This is a genomic window from Bradyrhizobium sp. CCGB12 (genome assembly GCF_024199845.1).
In the GTDB taxonomy this organism is placed as follows: Bacteria; Pseudomonadota; Alphaproteobacteria; order Rhizobiales; family Xanthobacteraceae; genus Bradyrhizobium.
Window position 1 is genome coordinate 3,208,586 of sequence record NZ_JANADO010000001.1, and the last position, 20,143, is coordinate 3,228,728.

At 64.8% G+C, this 20,143-nt stretch carries 21 protein-coding genes; 8 read left to right on the plus strand and 13 right to left on the minus strand.

From position 1 onward, the window contains the following. Window positions 1-57: 57 nt before the first annotated feature. The 7 genes from mltG to NLM27_RS15485 all read right to left on the minus strand — a co-directional run bounded on the left by mltG (window position 58) and on the right by NLM27_RS15485 (window position 6,998). Entirely contained in the window at window positions 58-1,329 is a 1,272-nt protein-coding gene (mltG, locus tag NLM27_RS15455) for an endolytic transglycosylase MltG (RefSeq protein WP_254144120.1), read from the minus strand. Between the two features lie 125 nt (window positions 1,330-1,454). Next, a complete protein-coding gene (gene fabF / locus NLM27_RS15460; protein ID WP_254144121.1) occupies window positions 1,455-2,720 on the minus strand; it encodes a beta-ketoacyl-ACP synthase II in 1,266 nt (421 codons plus the stop codon). Window positions 2,721-2,827: 107 nt separating this feature from the next. Then, window positions 2,828-3,067: an acyl carrier protein gene (locus NLM27_RS15465; protein WP_008551805.1), complete on the minus strand. Its 240-nt coding sequence runs from the start codon at window positions 3,065-3,067 to the stop codon at window positions 2,828-2,830. 312 nt (window positions 3,068-3,379) lie between these two features. Next, window positions 3,380-4,117 (minus strand): 3-oxoacyl-[acyl-carrier-protein] reductase, encoded by a 738-nt coding sequence (gene fabG / locus NLM27_RS15470; protein WP_254144122.1) that lies wholly within the window; start codon window positions 4,115-4,117, stop codon window positions 3,380-3,382. A gap of 12 nt (window positions 4,118-4,129) precedes the next feature. Next, window positions 4,130-5,089: an ACP S-malonyltransferase gene (fabD, locus tag NLM27_RS15475; protein ID WP_254144123.1), complete on the minus strand. Its 960-nt coding sequence runs from the start codon at window positions 5,087-5,089 to the stop codon at window positions 4,130-4,132. Between the two features lie 172 nt (window positions 5,090-5,261). Beyond that, window positions 5,262-6,287, minus strand: a complete 1,026-nt coding sequence (locus NLM27_RS15480) for a fatty acid desaturase family protein (RefSeq protein ID WP_254144124.1) — start codon at window positions 6,285-6,287, stop codon at window positions 5,262-5,264. Between the two features lie 3 nt (window positions 6,288-6,290). Beyond that, window positions 6,291-6,998 (minus strand): TetR/AcrR family transcriptional regulator C-terminal domain-containing protein, encoded by a 708-nt coding sequence (locus NLM27_RS15485; RefSeq protein WP_254144125.1) that lies wholly within the window; start codon window positions 6,996-6,998, stop codon window positions 6,291-6,293. A 337-nt stretch (window positions 6,999-7,335) separates the two neighbouring features. Between NLM27_RS15485 and rpsF the strand changes: the two genes are divergently transcribed. The 4 genes from rpsF to rplI all read left to right on the plus strand — a co-directional run bounded on the left by rpsF (window position 7,336) and on the right by rplI (window position 9,846). Further along, window positions 7,336-7,836 (plus strand): 30S ribosomal protein S6, encoded by a 501-nt coding sequence (gene rpsF / locus NLM27_RS15490; protein ID WP_212027631.1) that lies wholly within the window; start codon window positions 7,336-7,338, stop codon window positions 7,834-7,836. A 5-nt stretch (window positions 7,837-7,841) separates the two neighbouring features. Beyond that, window positions 7,842-8,081, plus strand: a complete 240-nt coding sequence (gene rpsR, locus NLM27_RS15495) for a 30S ribosomal protein S18 (RefSeq protein WP_007592020.1) — start codon at window positions 7,842-7,844, stop codon at window positions 8,079-8,081. Between the two features lie 134 nt (window positions 8,082-8,215). Further along, window positions 8,216-9,196 (plus strand): DUF2232 domain-containing protein, encoded by a 981-nt coding sequence (locus NLM27_RS15500; RefSeq protein WP_254144126.1) that lies wholly within the window; start codon window positions 8,216-8,218, stop codon window positions 9,194-9,196. 47 nt (window positions 9,197-9,243) lie between these two features. Continuing rightward, window positions 9,244-9,846, plus strand: a complete 603-nt coding sequence (gene rplI / locus NLM27_RS15505; RefSeq protein WP_254144127.1) for a 50S ribosomal protein L9 — start codon at window positions 9,244-9,246, stop codon at window positions 9,844-9,846. 37 nt (window positions 9,847-9,883) lie between these two features. Here the strand turns inward: rplI and NLM27_RS15510 are convergent, their stop codons facing one another. The 3 genes from NLM27_RS15510 to NLM27_RS15520 form a co-directional block, all read right to left on the minus strand. Continuing rightward, on the minus strand, window positions 9,884-10,351 hold the full coding sequence (locus tag NLM27_RS15510) for a PaaI family thioesterase (protein ID WP_254144128.1): 468 nt from the start codon (window positions 10,349-10,351) through the stop codon (window positions 9,884-9,886). A gap of 11 nt (window positions 10,352-10,362) precedes the next feature. Next, on the minus strand, window positions 10,363-10,959 hold the full coding sequence (locus tag NLM27_RS15515; RefSeq protein WP_254144129.1) for a TetR/AcrR family transcriptional regulator: 597 nt from the start codon (window positions 10,957-10,959) through the stop codon (window positions 10,363-10,365). Between the two features lie 124 nt (window positions 10,960-11,083). Further along, on the minus strand, window positions 11,084-12,058 hold the full coding sequence (locus tag NLM27_RS15520; RefSeq protein WP_254144130.1) for a hypothetical protein: 975 nt from the start codon (window positions 12,056-12,058) through the stop codon (window positions 11,084-11,086). Window positions 12,059-12,334: 276 nt separating this feature from the next. Here NLM27_RS15520 and NLM27_RS15525 point away from each other — a divergent pair, with 276 nt between their 5' ends. The 3 genes from NLM27_RS15525 (at window position 12,335) to alr (ending at window position 17,183) form a co-directional block, all read left to right on the plus strand. After that, complete coding sequence (locus NLM27_RS15525) at window positions 12,335-13,585, plus strand: cyclopropane-fatty-acyl-phospholipid synthase family protein (RefSeq protein WP_254144131.1); 1,251 nt, start codon at window positions 12,335-12,337, stop codon at window positions 13,583-13,585. Window positions 13,586-14,347: 762 nt separating this feature from the next. After that, window positions 14,348-15,859: a replicative DNA helicase gene (locus NLM27_RS15530; RefSeq protein WP_254144132.1), complete on the plus strand. Its 1,512-nt coding sequence runs from the start codon at window positions 14,348-14,350 to the stop codon at window positions 15,857-15,859. A gap of 46 nt (window positions 15,860-15,905) precedes the next feature. Then, window positions 15,906-17,183 (plus strand): alanine racemase, encoded by a 1,278-nt coding sequence (gene alr / locus NLM27_RS15535; RefSeq protein WP_254148834.1) that lies wholly within the window; start codon window positions 15,906-15,908, stop codon window positions 17,181-17,183. 12 nt (window positions 17,184-17,195) lie between these two features. Here alr and NLM27_RS15540 read toward each other — a convergent pair whose 3' ends face one another. Then, on the minus strand, window positions 17,196-17,414 hold the full coding sequence (locus NLM27_RS15540; RefSeq protein WP_254144133.1) for a cysteine rich repeat-containing protein: 219 nt from the start codon (window positions 17,412-17,414) through the stop codon (window positions 17,196-17,198). Between the two features lie 39 nt (window positions 17,415-17,453). Between NLM27_RS15540 and NLM27_RS15545 the strand changes: the two genes are divergently transcribed. Then, the gene (locus tag NLM27_RS15545; RefSeq protein WP_254144134.1) at window positions 17,454-18,224 is read left to right on the plus strand and encodes an exodeoxyribonuclease III; all 771 of its coding nucleotides are present in this window, start codon (window positions 17,454-17,456) and stop codon (window positions 18,222-18,224) included. A gap of 4 nt (window positions 18,225-18,228) precedes the next feature. On the opposite strand, the gene NLM27_RS15550 is transcribed toward NLM27_RS15545, so the two are convergent. Both NLM27_RS15550 and NLM27_RS15555 read right to left on the minus strand, forming a co-directional pair. Further along, on the minus strand, window positions 18,229-18,597 hold the full coding sequence (locus NLM27_RS15550) for a GFA family protein (RefSeq protein WP_254144135.1): 369 nt from the start codon (window positions 18,595-18,597) through the stop codon (window positions 18,229-18,231). A gap of 231 nt (window positions 18,598-18,828) precedes the next feature. Then, entirely contained in the window at window positions 18,829-19,605 is a 777-nt protein-coding gene (locus NLM27_RS15555) for a potassium channel family protein (RefSeq protein ID WP_254144136.1), read from the minus strand. Window positions 19,606-20,143: the final 538 nt, after the last annotated feature.

Here is a 20,143-nt window from a genome sequence, read left to right on the forward strand (position 1 = left end):
AAGACTATTTTGCCGGAAAGTGGAATCCGCAATGTCCGCGGGCAGGTCTGCGCCAGCCTAGCGCTGGACCACCGGCGGCGACGGCTGCACCGCGCCCTGCCGGGCCGGTGCGGGATTGGCAGGCCGCGACGGCTGCTTTTTCTGCTGATTGGGCCGCGCCGGCGTGGTCGCCGTCGGCGGGTCGGTGGCGGCCGGAGCAGCAGCGGCCGGCGGCTGCGCGTCCTCGGCCGGCTCGACCGTGTCGTTCTGGATCTGCTTCTCCATCGCGCGGAGTTTCGCGACATTCTTCTGGTGCGCGTCGTAGGTCTCGGTGAAGGCATGCCCGCCGGTGCCGTCGGCGACGAAATAGAGATCGCGGGTGCGCGCCGGGTTGGCGGCAGCTTCCAGCGAGGCGCGGCCCGGATTGGAGATCGGGCCCGGCGGCAGGCCCTCGATCACATAGGTGTTGTAGGGCGAGGGCTGCGTGATCTCGCTGCGCTTGATCGGGCGGCCCAGCGTACCCTTGCCGCCGACGAGGCCGTAGATGATGGTCGGATCGGACTGCAGCTTGATCCGCTGCTTCAGGCGATTGGTGAACACGGCGGCGACACGGCTGCGCTCGTCCGGCTTGCCGGTTTCCTTCTCGACGATGGACGCCAGCGTCACCAGCTGCTCCGGCGTCTTCACCGGAATGTCCTGGTTGCGGCGCTCCCAGATCTCGGCCAGCACGCGCTTGTGCGCCTGCTGCATGCGCTGGATCACCTGCTCGCGCGTGGTGCCGCGCGGGAACTTGTAGGTCTCCGGTAACAGCGTGCCTTCGCGCGGCAGCTCACGCACGCTGCCGGTGAAGATGTCGTTGTCGGACAGCCGCGCCACGATCTGCTCGGAGGTCAGGCCTTCCGGGATCGTGACGGCGTGCTGCACCACCTTGCCCTCGACGATGGTGGCGATGACGTCGCGCAAGGACGCGTTCTTCTGGAACGAATATTCACCGGGCTTGAGATCCGAACTCGCCTTCAACGCGGCGACGCTGGCAATGAACACCCAGGGATTGATGTCGGTGACGCCTTCCCGGTTGAGTGTCTCGGCGATATCGCGCTTGCCCGCGCGCTGCGGGATGTTGACGATCTTGTCTTCCCTCAGCGGCCCGGGTGCTTCTAACACCTGCCGGCCGTAATAATAGACGCCGCCGGCGCCGAGCATGGCGATCAGCAGCAGCGTGATGATGGCGTTGCCGACCACCACGAAAGGATTGCGCGCGCGGTCCGATCGCTTCGGCGGCGGCGGGACCTGCTCGGGCTCCAGCGCAGCCCGCGGACTCCGGGGCGAAATGGGCGGCCTTTCACTCATCGAAGCAACCTGAATCCTGCCGGTTCAATCGCGGCCTGACAATCACTTGCCGAGCCAAATGCACGCGCCCACTTCTATGACTATCGCCGAATACGGCAAAACGGTGGATTCGTCTCAAAGTTAAATTAACTGGCCAAACGCCGGACGATCACCGAGGCATTGGTGCCGCCAAAACCGAAAGAGTTCGACAATGCGACGTTGACCTCACGCTTCTTCGCCGTGTGCGGCACGAGATCGATCGCGGTCTCGACCGACGGATTGTCGAGGTTGATGGTCGGCGGCACGACATTATCGCGAATCGCGAGAATGGCGAAGATCGCTTCGATCGCGCCGGCCGCGCCGAGGAGATGACCGGTCGACGACTTGGTCGAGGACATCGCAACCTTTGAGGCGGCATTACCGAGCAGACGCTCCACCGCTCCGAGCTCGATCTCGTCGCCGAGCGGTGTCGAGGTGCCGTGCGCATTGATGTAGTCGAGATCGGCTGCCGTCAGGCCGGCGCGTTTGAGCGCTGCCGACATGCTGCGGAAGCCGCCATCGCCGTCGGGCGACGGCGAGGTGATGTGGTAGGCATCGCCTGAAAGGCCGTAGCCGATCACCTCGGCGTAGATCTTCGCACCACGGCGCCTGGCGTGCTCGAGCTCCTCAAGCACCAGGACGCCGGCGCCCTCGCCCATCACGAAGCCGTCACGGTCCTTGTCATAGGGCCGCGAGGCCTTCTCGGGCGTCTCGTTGAAACCGGTCGACAGCGCCCGCGCGGCATTGAAGCCGGCAATGCCGATGCGGCTGATCGGCGATTCCGCGCCGCCGGCCACCATGACATCGGCATCGCCGAGCGCGATCAGGCGGGCGGCATCGCCGACCGCATGCGCGCCGGTCGAGCAGGCCGTGACCACCGAATGGTTCGGTCCCTTCAGCCCGTGCGCGATCGAGACATAGCCGGAGGCGAGATTGATCAGACGGCCCGGAATGAAAAACGGGGATACCCGGCGCGGCCCGCGCTCCTTCAACAGGATCGCGGTGTCGGCGATACCGTTGAGGCCGCCGATGCCGGATCCGATCATGGTTCCGGTCGCGCACTTGTCCTCCTCGGTCTCGGGATGCCAGTTGGCATCGTCGAGCGCCTGGCCGGCTGCGGCCATGCCGAAGATGATGAAGTCGTCAACCTTGCGCTGGTCCTTCGGCTCCATCCACTTGTCGGGATTGAAGGTGTCGTTGGTGCCGTCCCCGCGCACGACGGTGCATGCGTATTTGGTCTGAAGATCGGAGACATCGAAGCTCTCGATCAGTCGCGCACCGCTTTCGCCGTTGAGGATGCGTTTCCAGGTCGGTTCGACGCCGCAGCCGAGTGGCGACACCATGCCAAGACCCGTGACGACAACCCGCCTCATATCCGAAAACTCCGTATCGAAAGCCTCACGGCCAATAACAAGAAACCGGCTGACCGCTGGGAAGCGGCCCGTCCGGTTTCAATGTTGTCCCCGCGAAATGAAGAGCCTTAGCTCTTCGCGTTCTTCTCGAGAAACTTCGTGGCGTCGCCGACGGTGAGAATCGTTTCCGCGGCGTCGTCCGGAATCTCGCAACCGAATTCCTCTTCGAACGCCATCACCAGCTCGACGGTGTCCAGACTGTCGGCGCCGAGGTCGTCGATGAAGCTCGCGTTGTCGACAACCTTCTCGGGTTCAACACCAAGGTGTTCGACCACGATCTTCTTAACCCGCTCGCCAATGTCACTCATTGCTTAACCTCGTGTTGTTCCCTGTAGACCCGACCCCCCGGGACGATACGAGCCGTCGTGGTCGTTTGACTGCCTTCGCTTACGAACTTTGATTTGGCCCCATCCTAACCGATGCAAGGCCCGGCGAACGACGGCCAAGGCTCCCCATCGCCAATATACAGGGTTTCAAAAACCTGCAATGGCGTTCTTTGCCCATCCGTTGAAGGTCCGGTTATCATACTTCAATTGCCTTGACTACAAGCCTCATTTCGCACCGGAAACGGCCGTTTGCCGCATCCGGCGCCGGCTTCTGTGGGCAGTGCGGAATGAACGTCAGATCATGGCCATGCCGCCGTTGACGTGGATGGTTTGCCCGGTGACGTAAGCCGCTTCGTTCGAGCTCAGGTAGACCGCGGCCGCCGCAATGTCTTCGGGTGTCCCCAGGCGGGCCGCCGGAACCTTGGTCAGAATCGTTTCGCGCTGCTTGTCGTTGAGCGCATCCGTCATCGGCGTCTTGATGAAGCCGGGCGCGATGCAGTTCGCGGTGACGCCGCGCTTGGCGTATTCGGCGCCTAGCGTCTTGATCATGCCGATCAGGCCGGCCTTCGACGCCGTGTAGTTGCCCTGCCCCGGATTACCGGTGACGCCCACCACGGAGGTGATGGCGATGATGCGGCCGAAGCGCTTGCGCATCATCAATTTGGTCGCGGCGCGAGCCAGGCGGAAGGTCGCGGTCAGATTGACGTTGATAACCTCCTCCCAATCCTCGTCGCGCAGCTGCACGAAGAGATTGTCCCGGGTGATGCCGGCATTGGCGATGAGAATGTCGACCTGGCCCATCGCGGCTTCCGCAGCGGGCACCAATGCCTCGACCTCATCGGCCTTGGAGAGATTGCAGGGCAGCACATGGGTGCGCTCGCCGAGCTTGCCGGCAAGCTCATCCAGCACCTCCTTGCGCGTTCCGGAAATCGCGACGGTAGCGCCCTGCGCGTGCAGCGCCTGCGCGATCGCGCCGCCGATGCCGCCGGTCGCGCCGGTGACGAGCGCCTTTCGGCCAGTCAGATCGAACATCGATAAACTCCTTCAGGCCTGCTTCGCAGCGGCCAATGCATCCTTGGCAGCGGCAATGTCGTTAGGACCACCGACCGCAACACCGACGGCGCCGTCAGCGATGCGCTTGACGAGGCCAGTCAGCACCTTGCCGGCGCCGATCTCGAAGAAACGGGTGACGCCCTGCCCTGCCATATAGGCAACCGACTCGCGCCAACGCACCGTGCCGGTGACCTGCTCGACCAGGCGGCGGCGGATCTCGTCGGGATCGGTGATGGCGCTCGCCAGCACGTTCGACACCAGCGGCGCCGCCGGCGCCTTGATCGTGACCTTGGCAAGCGCTTCCGCCATGGCGTCGGCAGCCGGCTGCATCAGCTTGCAATGGAACGGCGCGGACACCGGCAGCAACATCGCCCGCTTGGCGCCCTTGCCCTTGGCGATTTCGACGGCGCGATCGACCGCGGCCTTGTCGCCGGAGACCACGACTTGCCCTCCGCCATTGTCGTTGGCGGCCTGGCAGACCTGCCCCTGCGCCGCCTCGCCAGCGACCGCCATGGCCGCCTCGTAATCGAGGCCGAGCAGCGCGGCCATCGCGCCGGCGCCGACCGGGACAGCCTTTTGCATTGCGAGACCGCGGGTGCGAAGCAGCCGCGCGGTGTCGGAGATCGTCAGGCTGCCGGAAGCGGCCAAAGCTGAATATTCACCGAGCGAGTGGCCGGCGACGAAGGCGGCGTCCCGCGCCACGGAAAAACCAGCCTCGGACTCAAGCACGCGCAGGGTGGCCATCGAGACTGCCATCAGTGCCGGCTGGGCGTTTTCGGTGAGCTGAAGGGTTTCGGCCGGACCATCCCAGATGGTCGCCGTCAACTTCTCCCCCAGCGCGGCGTCGATCTCGTCGAACACGGCGCGCGCCACCGGAAAGGCGTCGGCCAGAGCCTTGCCCATGCCCGCGGCCTGGGACCCCTGCCCCGGAAATGTGAATGCTGCCGTCATCGGCGCTCCCTGCTTGTCGGGCGTGATCCTCACGGGGACCGGCAGCCGATTACGCGCGGCCTTGGGCCAAGGTTCCGGATCACGCTCCAAAGGGGGCCGTAGACACTGTCCGGGGTCGGACTGTCAAGCCAAGATGGGAAACCCGGCGGCGTTCAACCGGGGATGTGGCTTGCTAGAATCCGCCGGCCGTCTGGTTGGCGTCAACCTCTGCCCCCGCCCGTGCGCGGCGAGCGCTGTTGACCAGTTGCCCCGGCCGATCGTCCTGGTTCGGCTTCGCGGTGGCGAGCCGCAGCACCGCGGCGTAGCCCGGCTGCACCTCCATGCGGCCGGCGTGCCGGCTGGCGCTCAGCAGGCGATGCACCTTCGGCAGATTGTAGCATGGCACGTAGAACAAGAGGTGATGCTCGAGATGATAGTTCACGTAGTACGGCGCGATGAACAGGCGCTCGAGAAAACTGGCATGCGTGGTGCGGGTGTTGCGCAAGGGGTCATTGCTGTCAGGGACGACGGCATGCTCGGCGATGTTGCGGATGCGGGTGATGACCATCATCCAGGTCAGCAGCGGCACCAGCCAGAGCAGCGGATAGGCCCACCACACGCCAGCCGCAGCGAGCGCTGCAAACATGATCCCATTGACCGCACATTGCGGGCCGAGCTGCTCCCAGAAATGCGTCGCACGCTGCCGCCATGACCAGTCCTTTGGCCCGAGCGCGTTGAGCAATTGCGACTTGCGCTGCTGGTAGCCGGTCTGTCCGGTGATGTCGCGAATGAACTTGCGGCGATAGCTCAGCCTGGTGATCGGAAACGGCGCCGACAACACGAGATCGGGATCGTCTTCCTGCTGGGTGCGCGCATGATGCTGCAAGTGATAGCGCCGGTAGCTGCGGGTCTCCGCAAACAGCGGATAGGCGCAAAACCACTGGCTCAGCGTCAGATTGGTCTTCTCGTTCGCGGACAGGCAGCCGTGCGCGCCATCATGCATCAGAATCGACAGGCCCAGCTGGCGCGAGCCGATGATGGCGACAGCGAGAACATAGGTGAGCGGATTGGGCCACCACGCGACCAGCGCGATCGCGCCGATGATGAGCCCCCAGGCGTGCGCAATCATCGCGACGCCCTTCCACGTCACGCGCTGGCGCACGTCGGCCAGTTGATCGTCGGTCAGGAAATCGCGGGCACGCATGCGAAGCGCAGTCATGGCCTAACCCTCCTCATCCGAAGTGGTTGACGCGTCGCGCTCGTCGACGAGACGCAAGCGCGCAGAATCTCCTGTGGATTTCGCCTGCTCGCCGAGCACGCGCAGCATCTCGGCGCAGAGCGCCTCGGGCGAGCGGCCCATGGCGTAGCCTTCGAGGATGACGCCGATGGCGACGGCCCAGAACCGCCGCGAGCTTTCATCGGGCGCGCGCAGGGAACGCCAGCCGTGCCGCGCCACCTGCCCCGCATAGGCGCGTGCGCCTTCGCTGTGCAGCCGCTCGATGGTGCGCTCGACCAAGGGCGCGAGATCTTGGCGCCGCCGCGTCAGCGTCAACGCCTCGGCGAAGAAGGCGATCGAATCGCTCGCGGTCACGGTCGCGGCCAGCGCGTGCGTGTAATCCTGCGGCGTCCGCGCCTTCAGCGCCGCCTGCTCGGTCGCACGCGCGAGGTACAAGAGATCGCGGCAGGCGCATTCGACGAACAGCGCCTCCTTGGTGCGGAAGTAATAGGTGATCTGGCTCGGGAACGCGTCCGCCGCGGCCGCGATGTCCGTGATTGCCGTGCCCGAAAGTCCCCGCTCGCGGAACAGCGGGCTTGCCGCATCCAACAGCAGCGAGCGCATCTTGCGGCCAGCCGACCGGGTGGCGCGTGCCGCGTGCTTGGGGTCGCTGACGCCCGTTTCGAGCGGCACATGGGCAGAATTGTCTGCCATCGGATCCTCCCGTTGACTTATTTGTATGCCATACAAACAAAGAAATCAAGCGGGGTAAGATTTGCGGGCCATGTACGGGCCCCAAGGTCCGTCCGAGCCGAAACTCGACCTCCAATCCTTGCAAAGCCGGCCAAAATCCGTATAAGGCGCGCATCCGCAGACTCCGGCCGGGAGCTGAACGGACGGTCTCAACAAATCATTCGTGATTTTGGTGTGGCAGGGCCAGTCGGCCCGTCGTCCCGTGTTTCCGCCTTCTGAGCTTAATCCCAGAGTCCTTTCCGAAGGTCTCTTAAGGGCTTGACGCCGGGCGATGCGCCAACATGAGGAAAGGACCACCATGGCTCTTTATGAGCATGTTTTTCTCGCGCGTCAGGACGCGAGCCCGCAGCAGGTCGAGGAGCTGACTGCGCAGATGACCGGTATCGTCGAGGGTCTCGGCGGCAAGGTCACCAAGACCGAGAATTGGGGCGTTCGCTCCCTCACCTATCGCATGAACAAGAACCGCAAGGCGCACTTCGTGCTGCTCAACATCGACGCGCCCGCTGCGGCGATCGCCGAGATCGAGCGCCAGGAGCGCATCAGCGAAGACGTGATCCGCTATCTCAGCGTCCGCGTCGAAGAGCTCGAGGAAGGCCCGTCCGCGATGATGCGCAAGGCGGATCGCGACCGCGAGCGTGACGATCGTGGCGGCGGCTTCCGCGACCGCGAAGGCGGCGGCTTCCGTGGCGACCGCGAGGGTGGTTTCCGTGGCGGCGATCGTGACGGTGGTGGCTTCCGCGGTGACCGCGGCCCGCGCCGTCCGCGCGAAGAAGCTGAAACCACGACGGATGGGGAGTAAGATCAATGGCTGAAGCTGGTGCACGCCGTCCGTTTTTCCGTCGTCGCAAGAGCTGCCCGTTCACGGGCGCCAATGCTCCGAAGATCGACTACAAGGACTCCAAGCTGCTGATGCGTTACGTCTCCGAGCGCGGCAAGATCGTGCCGAGCCGCATCACCGCGGTGTCCGCGAAGAAGCAGCGTGAGCTCGCCCGCGCCATCAAGCGCGCGCGCTTCCTGGGCCTGTTGCCCTACGTTATTCGCTGATACGACCAATCCGACCGGCGGCCCTCGAGCCGCCGGTCGCTGCTTTCTTGAACTCATAAGGCTTCCGGGTCGTCCGGTCGCCGATGGTTGGGGCAAACGATGCCTCTAACCGCTCGAAGGGAGCGGGACAGCTGATGATGGCCTTTGGACTGATAGCCCTGATCGCCGGCGCTGCGTCGGCCCTGATGTTCGCCTCGATCATTTCGGGCGCGCTGATCTCGCTCGTCCTGTTCTATCTCGCACCGCTGCCGCTGATGGTCGCAGCGATCGGCTGGGGACCGCTTTGCGCGAGCCTGGGCGGCATCGCCGCCGCGGTCGGCCTCGGCGCCCTGTTCGGCCTGCCCTACTGCATCGCCTTCGCCGTCACCGTCGCGTTGCCAGCCTGGTGGCTCGGCCATCTCGTCCTGCTCGGAAGGCAGGTGGGAGGTGTCGCGCCGGATGCCTCCGCCGCCGAACCGCCGGCCGAGCCCGTGATCGAGTGGTATCCGGTCGGCCGCATCCTGCTCTGGATCGCAGGCTTCGCCACGCTGACCACGATGGCCGCCCTGCTCACGCTCGGCACCGACGCCGAGACCATCACCGGCACGCTGCGGCGAGGCATGATTCGGCTGCTCCGCGCCGCCGACCCGCAAACCTCCGGCGAAGCCAGCCAGTTCGTTGACGCACTCGTGCGCATCGCACCGGCCGCCGCCACCATCGTCGCGATGATGACGTTGACCCTCAACCTCTGGCTCAGCGCCAAGGTGACTGCGACGTCGGGCCGGCTGCGCCGTCCCTGGCCGGATCTGATGAGCGCCGAACTGCCGCCGATGACGCTGGTGGTGCTCTGCATCGCCCTCGCCTTCTGTTTCACCGGCGGGCTGCTCGCCATCGTCGCGCAGATCACCACGGCGGCGCTGATGATGGCCTATGCGCTGACCGGCTTCGCCGTGCTGCATACGCTGACGCTCGCGCTGAAGAGCCGCACGTTCTGGCTCGGCTCGACCTACGCCGTCGTCGTTGTGTTCGGATGGCCCGTGATCGCGATGGTGATCCTTGGCCTTGCGGATTCCGTGTTCGGCTTCCGCGAGCGCTTCCTGCGCAGCCGGCAGCCGCCGCCGCTGCCAACCCCTTAAGTCCAACCCGAAATCTGCAACTCAGATCACTTCAAAGGAGAACGAATATGGAAGTCATTTTGCTGGAACGCGTCAACAAGCTCGGCCAGATGGGCGAAGTCGTGAAGGTTCGCGACGGCTATGCCCGCAATTTCCTGCTCAAGCGCGGCAAGGCGCTGCGCGCCACCGCCGACAACCGTGCCAAGTATGACGGCATGAAGGCCGACCTCGAAGCGCGCAACCTCCAGGCCAAGGGCGAGGCATCCAAGGTCGCCGAGAAGATCCAGGGCAAGAACATCATCGTGATCCGTCAGGCCTCCGAAGCCGGCCAGCTGTTCGGCTCGGTCACCGTGCGCGACATCGTCATGGCCTTCGAGGCCGACGGCGTCCATCTCGACCGTCCGCAGGTGCAGCTCGACGCGCCGATCAAGACCATCGGCAAGCACACGGTCACCGTTGCCGTTCACCCCGAGGTCGAGGTCGAGATCACCGTCACGGTCGCGCGCAGCCAGGACGAAGCCGAGCGCATCAACCGCGGCGAGGACATCTCGACCCGCAACGAGGACCGCGACGCGGCCGCCGAGGCCATCGCTGCCGCCGGCGAGTTCTTCGATCCGGAAGCCCAGCACGACGACGAGCCGGCGCCGGCTGCGGAAGCGACCGAGAAGTAAAGCCTCACGTTCGCACGAGCTGCGAAGCCCGGTCGCCTCAGGCGGCCGGGCTTTTCGTTTTGGCGGCGACGTCCTCGCTCAGCATCGCGATCGAGGCGAGTGCCGTTGCCGTGTGCTTCTCGACGCCGTCGCTGACGCAGAATACGTCGGCCGCCACCACCGCGACCTGGCGGCCGGGCTTGATCACCTTTGCCCGGCAGATCAGCTTCTCGCCGACCGCGGGCGACAACAAATTGAGCTTGTATTCCGCCGTCAGCGCCGGCTGGCCGCGCGAGGTGGCGGCAGCGATCGTCGTGGCGTTGTCGACCAGGAAGGCGGTGACGCCGCCGTGGAAGAAGCCGTGCTGCTGAAGCAGCTCCGGCCGGCGCTCCACGGCGATGGTGCAGGTGCCGCGCGACAGTTCGGACAGCTCGGCACCGACCAGGTTCATGAAACCCTGCCGGCCGACATTGGCGTGAATGCGCTCGGCAACGGCTGCGAATTCCGGATCGGCTTCGGCTCGCATGCGATCTCCTCCTATTGCTTGTTGATACGATCGAGTGGCCGTAGCGCACGGATGGCGCAGGCGATCAGTGTGTCGGCCTCGATGCGCGGATCAGTGCGGTCGCGCCCCGACAGGAAGGCGCGGCAGAAAATCTGCGCCGGACCGATCAGCTGGCTGACGAACATCACCGGGGTCATCGGCAAGAACTCGCCGCTTGCAACCAGCGGCGCGCGCCAGCGCTCGATGCCTTCGGCAAGGCGCGCATTCTGCGCGCGCTGGGCATCCCGCACGTCCTCGCCCCATTCGCTGCGGGAGATCTCGAAGAGATAGCGCGCCTCGCGCCGGCTGGTGACGACCCAGTCGAGATGCGCCCGGATCAGGCGATCGATGCCCAGCTCCGCATCGGGCATGGGATCGAGCGCCGTCAGCACCGCGGCGTGATAGTGCCTGAGCACCTCCAGGAACAGCGCGCCGGCGAGCTCCTTCTTTGAGCCGAAGGCATGAAAGAAGCTGCCATTGGACGCACGCGCGCGGGCGCGGATCGCCGCCACCGTCGCGGCCTCGAAGCCGACGCGGTCGAACACGACAAGCCCCGCCGCCAACAGATCGTCACGCACGCTCGCCGCCATCGACGCCTTCCTAGAGTCATTGGTCTAGAGCATAACTCTAGAGCTACACTCTACTTGTCGTCAAGACAATGCGGAGGCCGCGACGAACGCGACCTCCGCTACCTCTGGAGAAAATTTGGGTGGTCTAGCGCGAGATCGGCGGCGCGGGCGGTCCGGAGGACTCGGCTGGCGCCGCGGGCGGGGCCGCAGCGGTCGCAGCCGGCGCCGATTCCTGCGGTTTGGCCGCGGGCGCCGGTTCGGAACTGGCGGCAGGCGCGGCTGGCTTGGGGGCGGCCTCTTCCGCCGGCTTGGGCGCGGCCGGCTCGGCCGGCTTCGCGGCACTTGGAGTAGTCGGCGCGACCTGCGGGACCGGATCGGGGCGCGACGCCGGCGCTTCACTGCCGCGCGGCTCGACCTTCGCGCTATCAGGCTTGGCTTCGGGCTTGGCCTCGGGCTCGCCCCTGGCGCTGTCAGGCTTGGTCTCGGGTTTGGCGGTCTCAGGCTTTGACTCGGGCTTCGGCTCGCTCTTCTTGTCTTCAGTTGCCGGTGCGCCGGCGTCGACCTTCGGTGCTTCCTCGGTTCCAGGCTTGCTGCGGCGCTTGGCCTTACGCCCCTCGGGGGCTGCCTGGCCCTCGGGCTTCGCGCCCTCCTCGGCCGGCCGCGCAGCACGCTTCTGGCGCGCGCCCTCGGCGGCCGGAGCCGCACCCTCGCCCTCCGGCTTCGCGGCCTCCTGCGAGCGCTGGCGGCGGCCCTGATGTTCAGACGACTGGCCCGGAGCGGTGTTGGCTTCCTTCTCCTTGGCGCCGTCCTTCTTGTCCTTGCCGTCCTTGGCCTGGTAGCGGGTGTCGGTGGCACCATTGGAGACGAGATAGGAGGCGAGGACGCCCGCCATGTCCGAGCTTGTGGTGTAGTGTTGGCGCAAGAAGCCCGGCAGCGAACCCGGCGCCACGGACTTCAGAAGTCCACGCGGGCTCTTGTGGCAGGCGTTGCAGGTCTGAGTGAAAAGCTGGGACGGGGTCTTGCCGGCCTCGAGGTTCGTCGCCTGCGCAAGAACGGTATCGACCGCGCCGAAGCCAATCAGAAGCAATACCGTCGCGAGGCTGAGCGCTCGGCTCGACATTCCCATCATCTCCATTGAATTCCGTGATTGCAGTCGGCACCCGGCGCGGCGGCGGTCACCTTTTAGCCGATTGAGCCGCGAATGGAAGCAGGCTCCACGCGCAAGGATGTGATTAAGCGATTTTCGAATATCGGCTGTGAACACAGCACACTAGCGGGGCCAGACCCCGCTCCCTAGATTTGGATGCAAACGCATAGGAACCGGAGCGGAACCTGAGCGTCAGATATGAAGGCCGTTGGTCGCATCTCTTCGGGTTCGCTCGGGAGGAAGGTGCTGATGGACCGCTTGTTGCGTAAATTCCTGTCTCAATTCATCCGCCGCGGGTCGCTGACGGTGACCGGCGCAAGCGGGGTGAAGTTCACCGTTGGCGACGGCTCTGGCGAACCGGTCGCGGTGCGCTTCGTGACCGCGGAAGCCGAGCGGAAGGTCCTCGTCAATCCCGAGCTCGGGCTCGGCGAAGCCTATATGGACGGCGAGTTCGTGGTCGAGCACGGCACCATAGCTGATGCCCTCGCGGTCCTGCTCGATCAACCCGACCTATTGCCGCAGTGGGCAAAACCCTGGTGGCACCTGCGCTACCTGACGCGGCACCTGAAACAGTTCAATCCGCGCTCGCGCTCCCGCAGCAATGTGGCGCACCACTACGACCTCGATGCCCGGCTCTATTCGCTCTTCCTCGACGCCGACAAGCAATATAGCTGCGCCTATTTCGAGACGCCGGAGACGACGCTCGACGATGCGCAGCTCGCCAAGAAGCGGCACATCGCCGCTAAGCTGCTCGTCAGGAGCGGTCTGCGCGTACTCGACATCGGCTCGGGCTGGGGCGGGCTCGGGCTCTATCTCGCGGAGATCGCCGGCGCCGACGTCACCGGAATCACGCTCTCGACCGAACAGTTGCAGATCGCCAATACCCGCGCTGCCGAAAAGGGTCTGACGGGCTCGGCCAAATTCCTGCTCGAGGACTACCGCGACATCGCCGGCCCATTCGACCGTATCGTCTCGGTCGGCATGTTCGAGCATGTCGGCGCCCGGTTCTACGACACCTACTTCCAGCGCTGTGCCGAGCTGCTGAGCGAGGACGGTGTCATGCTGCTGCATTCGATCGGCCGTTCGCAGGGTCCTGACTCGACCAATCCCTGGATCGCCAAGTACATCTTCCCCGGCGGCTACATCCCCGCGCTGTCGGAGGTGCTGCCGGCGATCGAGCGGGCGGGCCTGTTGGTCTGCGACATCGAGATCCTGCGCCTGCACTACGCCGAAACGCTGAAGGCCTGGCGGGAGCGCTTCATGGCGCGGCGAGAGGAGGCCGTGCAGCTCTACGACGAGCGCTTCGCGTTGATGTGGGAATTTTATCTGGCGGCCTGCGAGATGACGTTCCGCAAGCAGGACATGATGAACTTCCAGATCCAGCTCGCCCGGCATCAGGGCGTAGTGCCGATGACGCGCGACTACATCATGAGCGACGAAGCCCGGCTGCGGGCCCTCGAACGCGGCGCCAAGCCCAGACTGAAGCTCGCAGGTGAGTAGGTCCTAGTGACGCAGGGTCGAAATCTGGGAGAGCCGGAAAGAGGCGGTGAGCGCCAGTTGCGCCCGCAGTTCCACGAGGAGTTCGGGGGCGACCGGCTGACGCCGCACCTCGGGTCGCTCGGCGTGCTCCATGGCCGCAATGAGGCCTGCTAGCCAGCGCCGGCTGCCTGCCTCACTTCTCCACATTTGGTGCTGCCGTTCTGGCCGCATTGCCTGCCTCGTCTCCCTGCCGGCGGACGGGGACAACTCCGTGCCCTCCGGCCAGTTCCGGCTCTGCCCCGAAAGAATCCGGGAAGATGTGATCTGCTTCACATAAGTCTGGTCGGAGCTGGCTTAGATCGTCGCCATGAGCAAAGAGACCCAAACCTCATTCGACGTGCAGGACGACCTCCGCACCGATTACGCCTTGATCGTTACCGGCGTTGGGGCGGCCCTTGTTGCGCTGATCTACCTCCTGCTGGTCTGAATCCGAGCCGAAAGCTCCCAGCGTGCGTCAATTCGCGCTCTCTCTCCGGTACGTCTGCGCGCCAATCCATTAGGTTCACGGGGTTCAGGATTTTTCCACGGCACGGTCGCGGCCGCTTCCAGCCCGCGTCGGGTTCCGCGAAAATCCGTCAAGCGCGGCGCGTGCCGCGGCTGCCAATCATCCACCATTTTTACTGAACGGTTGATAGCGGTCAGCTTTTGCTTCCGCTTTGGGCCGAGGCGGCGCTTTATCCCGGCCCCGCATCTGCCCAAGAAAATTGCTAAGCACGTCCGACCATGGCCCTGACTGATTCGAACGTCCTCAAACTCGCGCCCGAAGCCGGAACTCCCGCCTATCGGAGCGCGCCGCACAATATCGAGGCGGAACAGAGCCTTCTGGGCGCGATCCTGGTCAACAACGACGCCTTCTATCGCGTCTCGGACTTCCTGGAGGCGAAGCATTTCTTCGAGCCGCTGCACCAGACCATCTTCGAGACCGCCAGCAGCCTGATCCGGATGGGCAAGATCGCGACGCCCGTCACGCTGAAGACGTTCCTGCCCGCCGATACCGATGTCGGCGGCATGACCATCGGGCAATATCTGGCGCGACTCGCGGCCGAAGCGACCACCATCATCAACGCCCAGGACTACGGCCGTACCATCTACGACCTGTCGCTCAGGCGCGACCTGATCGGCATCGGCGAGGACATGGTCAACGTCGCCTACGATGCACCGGTCGATTTCCAGCCGCGGGCGCAGATCGAGGATGCCGAGCGTCGTCTCTACGAGCTCGCCGAATCCGGCCGCTATGACGGCGGCTTCCAGAAATTCTCGCAGGCGTTGGCGGTCGCGGTCGATCTCGCGGCCAAGGCGTTCCAGCGCGACGGAAAGCTGTCCGGCATCTCCACGGGCATGCGCGACCTCGACACCAAGATGGGCGGCTTACAGCACTCCGACCTCATCATCGTGGCCGGACGCCCGGGCATGGGCAAGACGTCGCTGGCGACCAACGTCGCCTACAACGTCGCCAAGGCCTATGTCGGCGAGCTCCAGGCCGACGGCACCATGAAGGCCGCCAATGGCGGCGTGATCGGCTTCTTCTCCTGCGAAATGTCGGCCGACCAGCTCGCCACCCGTATCGTGGCCGAGCGCACCGGCATCCCCTCCTCCCACATCCGTCGCGGCGGCATCTCGGAAGCCGATTTCGACAAGATCCGGGAGGTCTCGATTGAGCTGCAGTCGCTGCCTTTCTATGTCGACGCCACCGGCGGCCTGTCGATCGCGCAGCTGATGGCGCGTGCGCGCCGGCTGAAGCGCCAGAAGGGCCTCGATCTGCTCGTGATCGACTACATCCAGCTGCTCTCCGGCTCAGGCAAGCGCGCCAGCGACAGCCGCGTGCAGGAAATCACGGAGATCACGACGAGCCTGAAGGCGCTGGCGAAGGAGCTCAACGTCCCCGTGATCGCGCTGTCGCAGCTCTCGCGTCAAGTCGAATCCCGCGACGACAAGCGGCCGCAGCTCTCCGACTTGCGTGAATCCGGATCAATCGAGCAGGACGCCGACGTCGTGCTGTTCGTTTACCGCGAGGAATATTACCTCGCGATGAAGGAGCCCCGCCCGGGCACGCCTGAGCACGAGAAGTGGCAACTTGACATGAGTCTTGCGCACGGAAAGGCCGAGGTCATCATCGGCAAGCAGCGCCACGGCCCGACTGGCACCGTCGATTTGGCGTTCGAAGCTTCGGTCACGCGGTTCGGCGACCTCGCGCCTGACAGTCAGCTGCCGGCTCGCAGCGGCAACGACTACTGAGTTCCTTGAACCGGACCTGCCTCTTGCGTAAAACGGCGCCATGACAATGGCGTCCGACCCGAAAATGACCCCGCAATCCGGCCTTCTCTCCGCGGAGGCCAACCAGGCTGCCGCACTCGCTGCCTATGGCGGCGTGCTCACCGTCGATCTCGACGCCATCATCGCCAATTGGCGCAAGCTCGAGAAGACGGCGGTGCCGGCCGAATGTTCTGCGGTGGTCAAGGCCGACGCCTATGGCTGCGGCGCCGCCGAGGTCGCGCGTGCGCTGAGCAAGGCCGGCTGCAAGACCTTCTTCGTTGCGACCATCGAGGAGGCGCGCAAGGTGCGCGCGGCCGTGCCGGAGCCCACGATCTACGTGCTCGGCGGCTACTTCCAGAACACCGGCGAGCACTATGCAAAGATCAACTGCCGACCGGTGATCGGCGATCTCAACGAGCTCGCCGAATGGGACGTGTTCTGCCGCCGCACCGGCTGGAACGGCGGCGCCGCCGTTCACATCGATACCGGCATGAACCGGCTGGGCCTTACGCTTGCGGACGCGCAGGCCATCATCCCCCGCATCAATGCCGGCGATCACGGCATCACCCTGGTGATGAGCCACCTGGTCTCGGCCGAGCAACTCAACAGCCCGGTCAATGCACGACAGCTCGCTTCCTTCCGCGGCATCGCCAGCGAGTTCTCGGGCGTGCCGGCAGCGCTCGCCAACTCCTCCGGCATCTTCCTGGGCGCGCCCTTCCAGTTCGACCTGGTGCGGCCGGGGGCTGCGCTCTACGGTGTCAACCCGACGCCGGAGGCCGACAATCCGATGCAGCAGGTGGTCGACCTCAAAGCGCGCATCGTGCAGATCCGCAATGTCGAGCGCGGCGAGACCGTCGGCTATGGCGGCACCTGGACCGCACGGCGGCCGACCAAGCTCGCGATCATCGCGGTCGGCTATGCCGACGGCTACTTCCGCGCCGCCAGCTCCAATGACGGCACCCGCGGCGCCGAGGTCATCGTGGCCGGCAAGCGCTGCCCGGTCGCGGGCCGCGTCTCCATGGACCTGATCGCCATCGACATCACCGACCTGCCGCCGAACGCCGTGCGGCGCGGCCACATGGTGACGCTGCTTGGCGAGGGCATCACCGTCGACGAGCTCGCGCATCATTTCGGCACGATTGGCTACGAGGTGCTGACCAGCCTCGGCCACCGCTACGCCCGCGTCTACAGGGGCGGCAATGTGGAGGAGCCGCTGGCAAAGCCGGCTCCCACGCAGGCGGCCGAGCAACCTCCCTCACCGCCGCCGATCGAGCAGCCCGCGGCCCCGCCGCCGCTGCCGGGCTGAACAACTCGCCGCTTACTTCTTCTTCCGATTATCCAGCGCCGCCTTGCAGGTCGCGCTGAGCTGATCGCGCTTGGCGTTGAGACATGCGACGATGCCGCCGCCCGGCGCGATGCCGGCGCAGAATTTGTCATAGTCCGCCTTGCACGCACCGCGCGGATCGGACGATTGTGCCGCTGCGCCTCCGGAGAACGCGATGACGAGTGCGATGGCAACAAAGCTCAACTTGGACATTGTGTCTCCGGTAACGGAAGGCAGAAGCGTTAGCCCTACATGAAGATTGCGACATTCAACATCAACAACATCAATCGCCGCCTGCCCAATCTCCTGGCATGGCTGCGTGTGGCGAAGCCCGATGTCGTCGCGCTTCAGGAGTTGAAGGCAAGTGATGGCGAATTTCCGGCAGCCGCCATCGAAAAGGCCGGTTATCGCGCGGTGTGGTGTGGACAGAAGACCTGGAACGGCGTCGCCATCCTCGCCCGCAACGCCGAGCCTGTGCTGACGCGCGACCGGTTGCCGGGACGACCCGGAGATCACGAGGCTCGCTACATCGAGGCCGCCGTGCGCGGTGTCATCGTCACCAGCATCTACCTGCCGAACGGCAATCCTCAGCCGGGGCCGAAATTCGACTACAAGCTCGACTGGTTCGCGCGGCTCAAGCGCCACGCCAAGACCTTCATCAAGCAGGACCTGCCGGTCGTGCTCGCCGGTGATTACAACGTCGCGCCTGATGAGATCGACATCTACCCGACGCGCTCATGGGACAAGGATGCTCTGATCCAGCCGAAGAGCCGCGCGGCGTTTGCCTCGCTGGTCGCGCAGGGCTGGTGCGACGCGATCCGCGAGCAGCACCCGGAGCAGCGCATCTACACGTTCTGGGATTACAAGCGAAACCGCTGGCCGCGCGATGCGGGTCTGCGGCTCGATCATCTCCTGCTCAGCCCTGCCCTCGTCTCGCGCCTGGCGAAGGCCGGCGTCGACAAGAAGATCCGCGGCGAGGATGGCGCGAGCGACCACGCGCCGGCATGGGTGGTGCTGCGGTGACCTCTCACCACAAAGTCCGGCCGTCGATCACGTTCACCGGCACGGCCTCCAGGTCGAAATCGTCGAACAGGCGCGCATTCACGGCCACCTTGGGATTATCGAAATCGGGCTTGCCGGTCGACCAGTCCGGCGACTCCGAATAGGTGCCGCAGCCGCAACTCGCGCAGAAATGATGTTTGACGGTGCGGCTGCCCCAGAGATAGGTCGCGACGTTGTCGGCGGGCGACAGCAGGCGGAACTGCGCCGGCTTGTAATAGGCCCACAGCGCGCCTCGCTTGGCGCAGAGCGTGCATGTGCAGCGCGTCAGGCCCGAAGGCGGCTCCGTCACCTCGAACACCTTCTCACCGCAATGACAGCTTGCCTCGATCGGCATGACCCACTCTCCGTTTTGTCAGGAGATGGTCGTAGCCGCTCCCTGCTGCCAACATGCTGTCAGCAGCGGGACGTCGAAACAAAAACATGAAAAACAACCCCATGCACAGTAGCCGACCCCTGTCCGGTCAATGGCTTACTGGTATTCCGAACTTCAAGTTGACCCGTCGGGCAAAACACTGGCATGATGTCAGCCTCGAAGACTTCCACCTGCATCGTCGGCAGTGCGAGCTCAGGTCGCCCCTTCATCCGGAATATTGAGAACGGTGCCACAGGCCTTGCAATGCACGGCGTCGGCATCGTGCCTCTGAAGCCCGCATGCCGGGCACGGAAATCGCACCTTGTGGGGACTGAGGAGCGCGCGGGCGAGATTGAAGAACAGAGTGACGCCAAAAATCATGATCACGACGGTGATCAGACGACCGACCGTACCCGACAGGGTAATGTCGCCAAAGCCGGTCGTCGTCAGCGCCGTGACGGTGAAATACAGGGCATCGGCATAGTTCCTGATCTCGTCGTTGCGAAACTTCTGGGTCTCGTAGACGATCCCGGTCATGACGAAGATGAAAACGGCGAGGTTCGTGACGGCGAAGATGACTTCCTCGTTGCGACGAAAGAACGGAGAATCGATCCGCAACCTCACCAGCATCTGGTAGTCACGAAGCAGCCCCAATGTCCGCAGGATCCGGAGAAAGCCGCCCGCCTCGCCCGCGAGTGGTGCCAGGAAGGATACGATCGCGACCATGTCGGCCCACGTCGCGAGCTGACTGAATTTTCGAAACGGATGCCGATCAACGAGGAGCCGCGCCGAGAAGTCAGCAAGCAGCATGACGCCAAACAGGACATCGAACGCTTCGATGATCTCACTGGGATGCAGGAACGAGGTTCCGATGATGAACAGCACCGTCACCAGATCGAACGCGAGCAGCGCATAGCGGAAACGCACGCCGGTCGGCGTTGCGCCCTCGTAAAGGCGGCGGACGCTGCTTCTCAGGGACGTGAGGGTCACCGCATCATGATCGCGGTTTGCACGGATGATTGCAACTCGGAAAGCGCGCTGCAAGATCTAGCCTAATCGCGTGGCCGCTCATGTTGGGTGACGAACGAAACGAACGTCTGCCATACCGACAGTCGGGGCAAGCCGCAGTGCATGATCTGGCGCGAGCGAGTTCGGCAGGACTGCGGCGGAAAGCCTTAAGCTTGTCGGTGCGGTGAAGGCAGTCCGTTGGCTTCCTGAGAGGAGCGTCCGCTGCGTTGAAGGGGCAGCCTGATGCCCTGAGTGGAGTGGACTGAAAACGACGACTCCCAAACGAAGCCCTCAATACTTCGCCACCAATGGGCCGACGCGATACACGTGCCGATGTCGGACTAGGCCGTGAACCCATAAACGCGCCGCGCTGACGCGTTGTCAGTGTCCGCCCGATAGCCCACGCATTGTTGCTATAGCAGCAAACCGACGCGAGGCCGGTCCCTCTCTGATGGCCTGCCATCCTGGAGTTTGGCGAACAACGCTGCAAAGTCCCTAGTCCGAGCCAATTCCAACATAG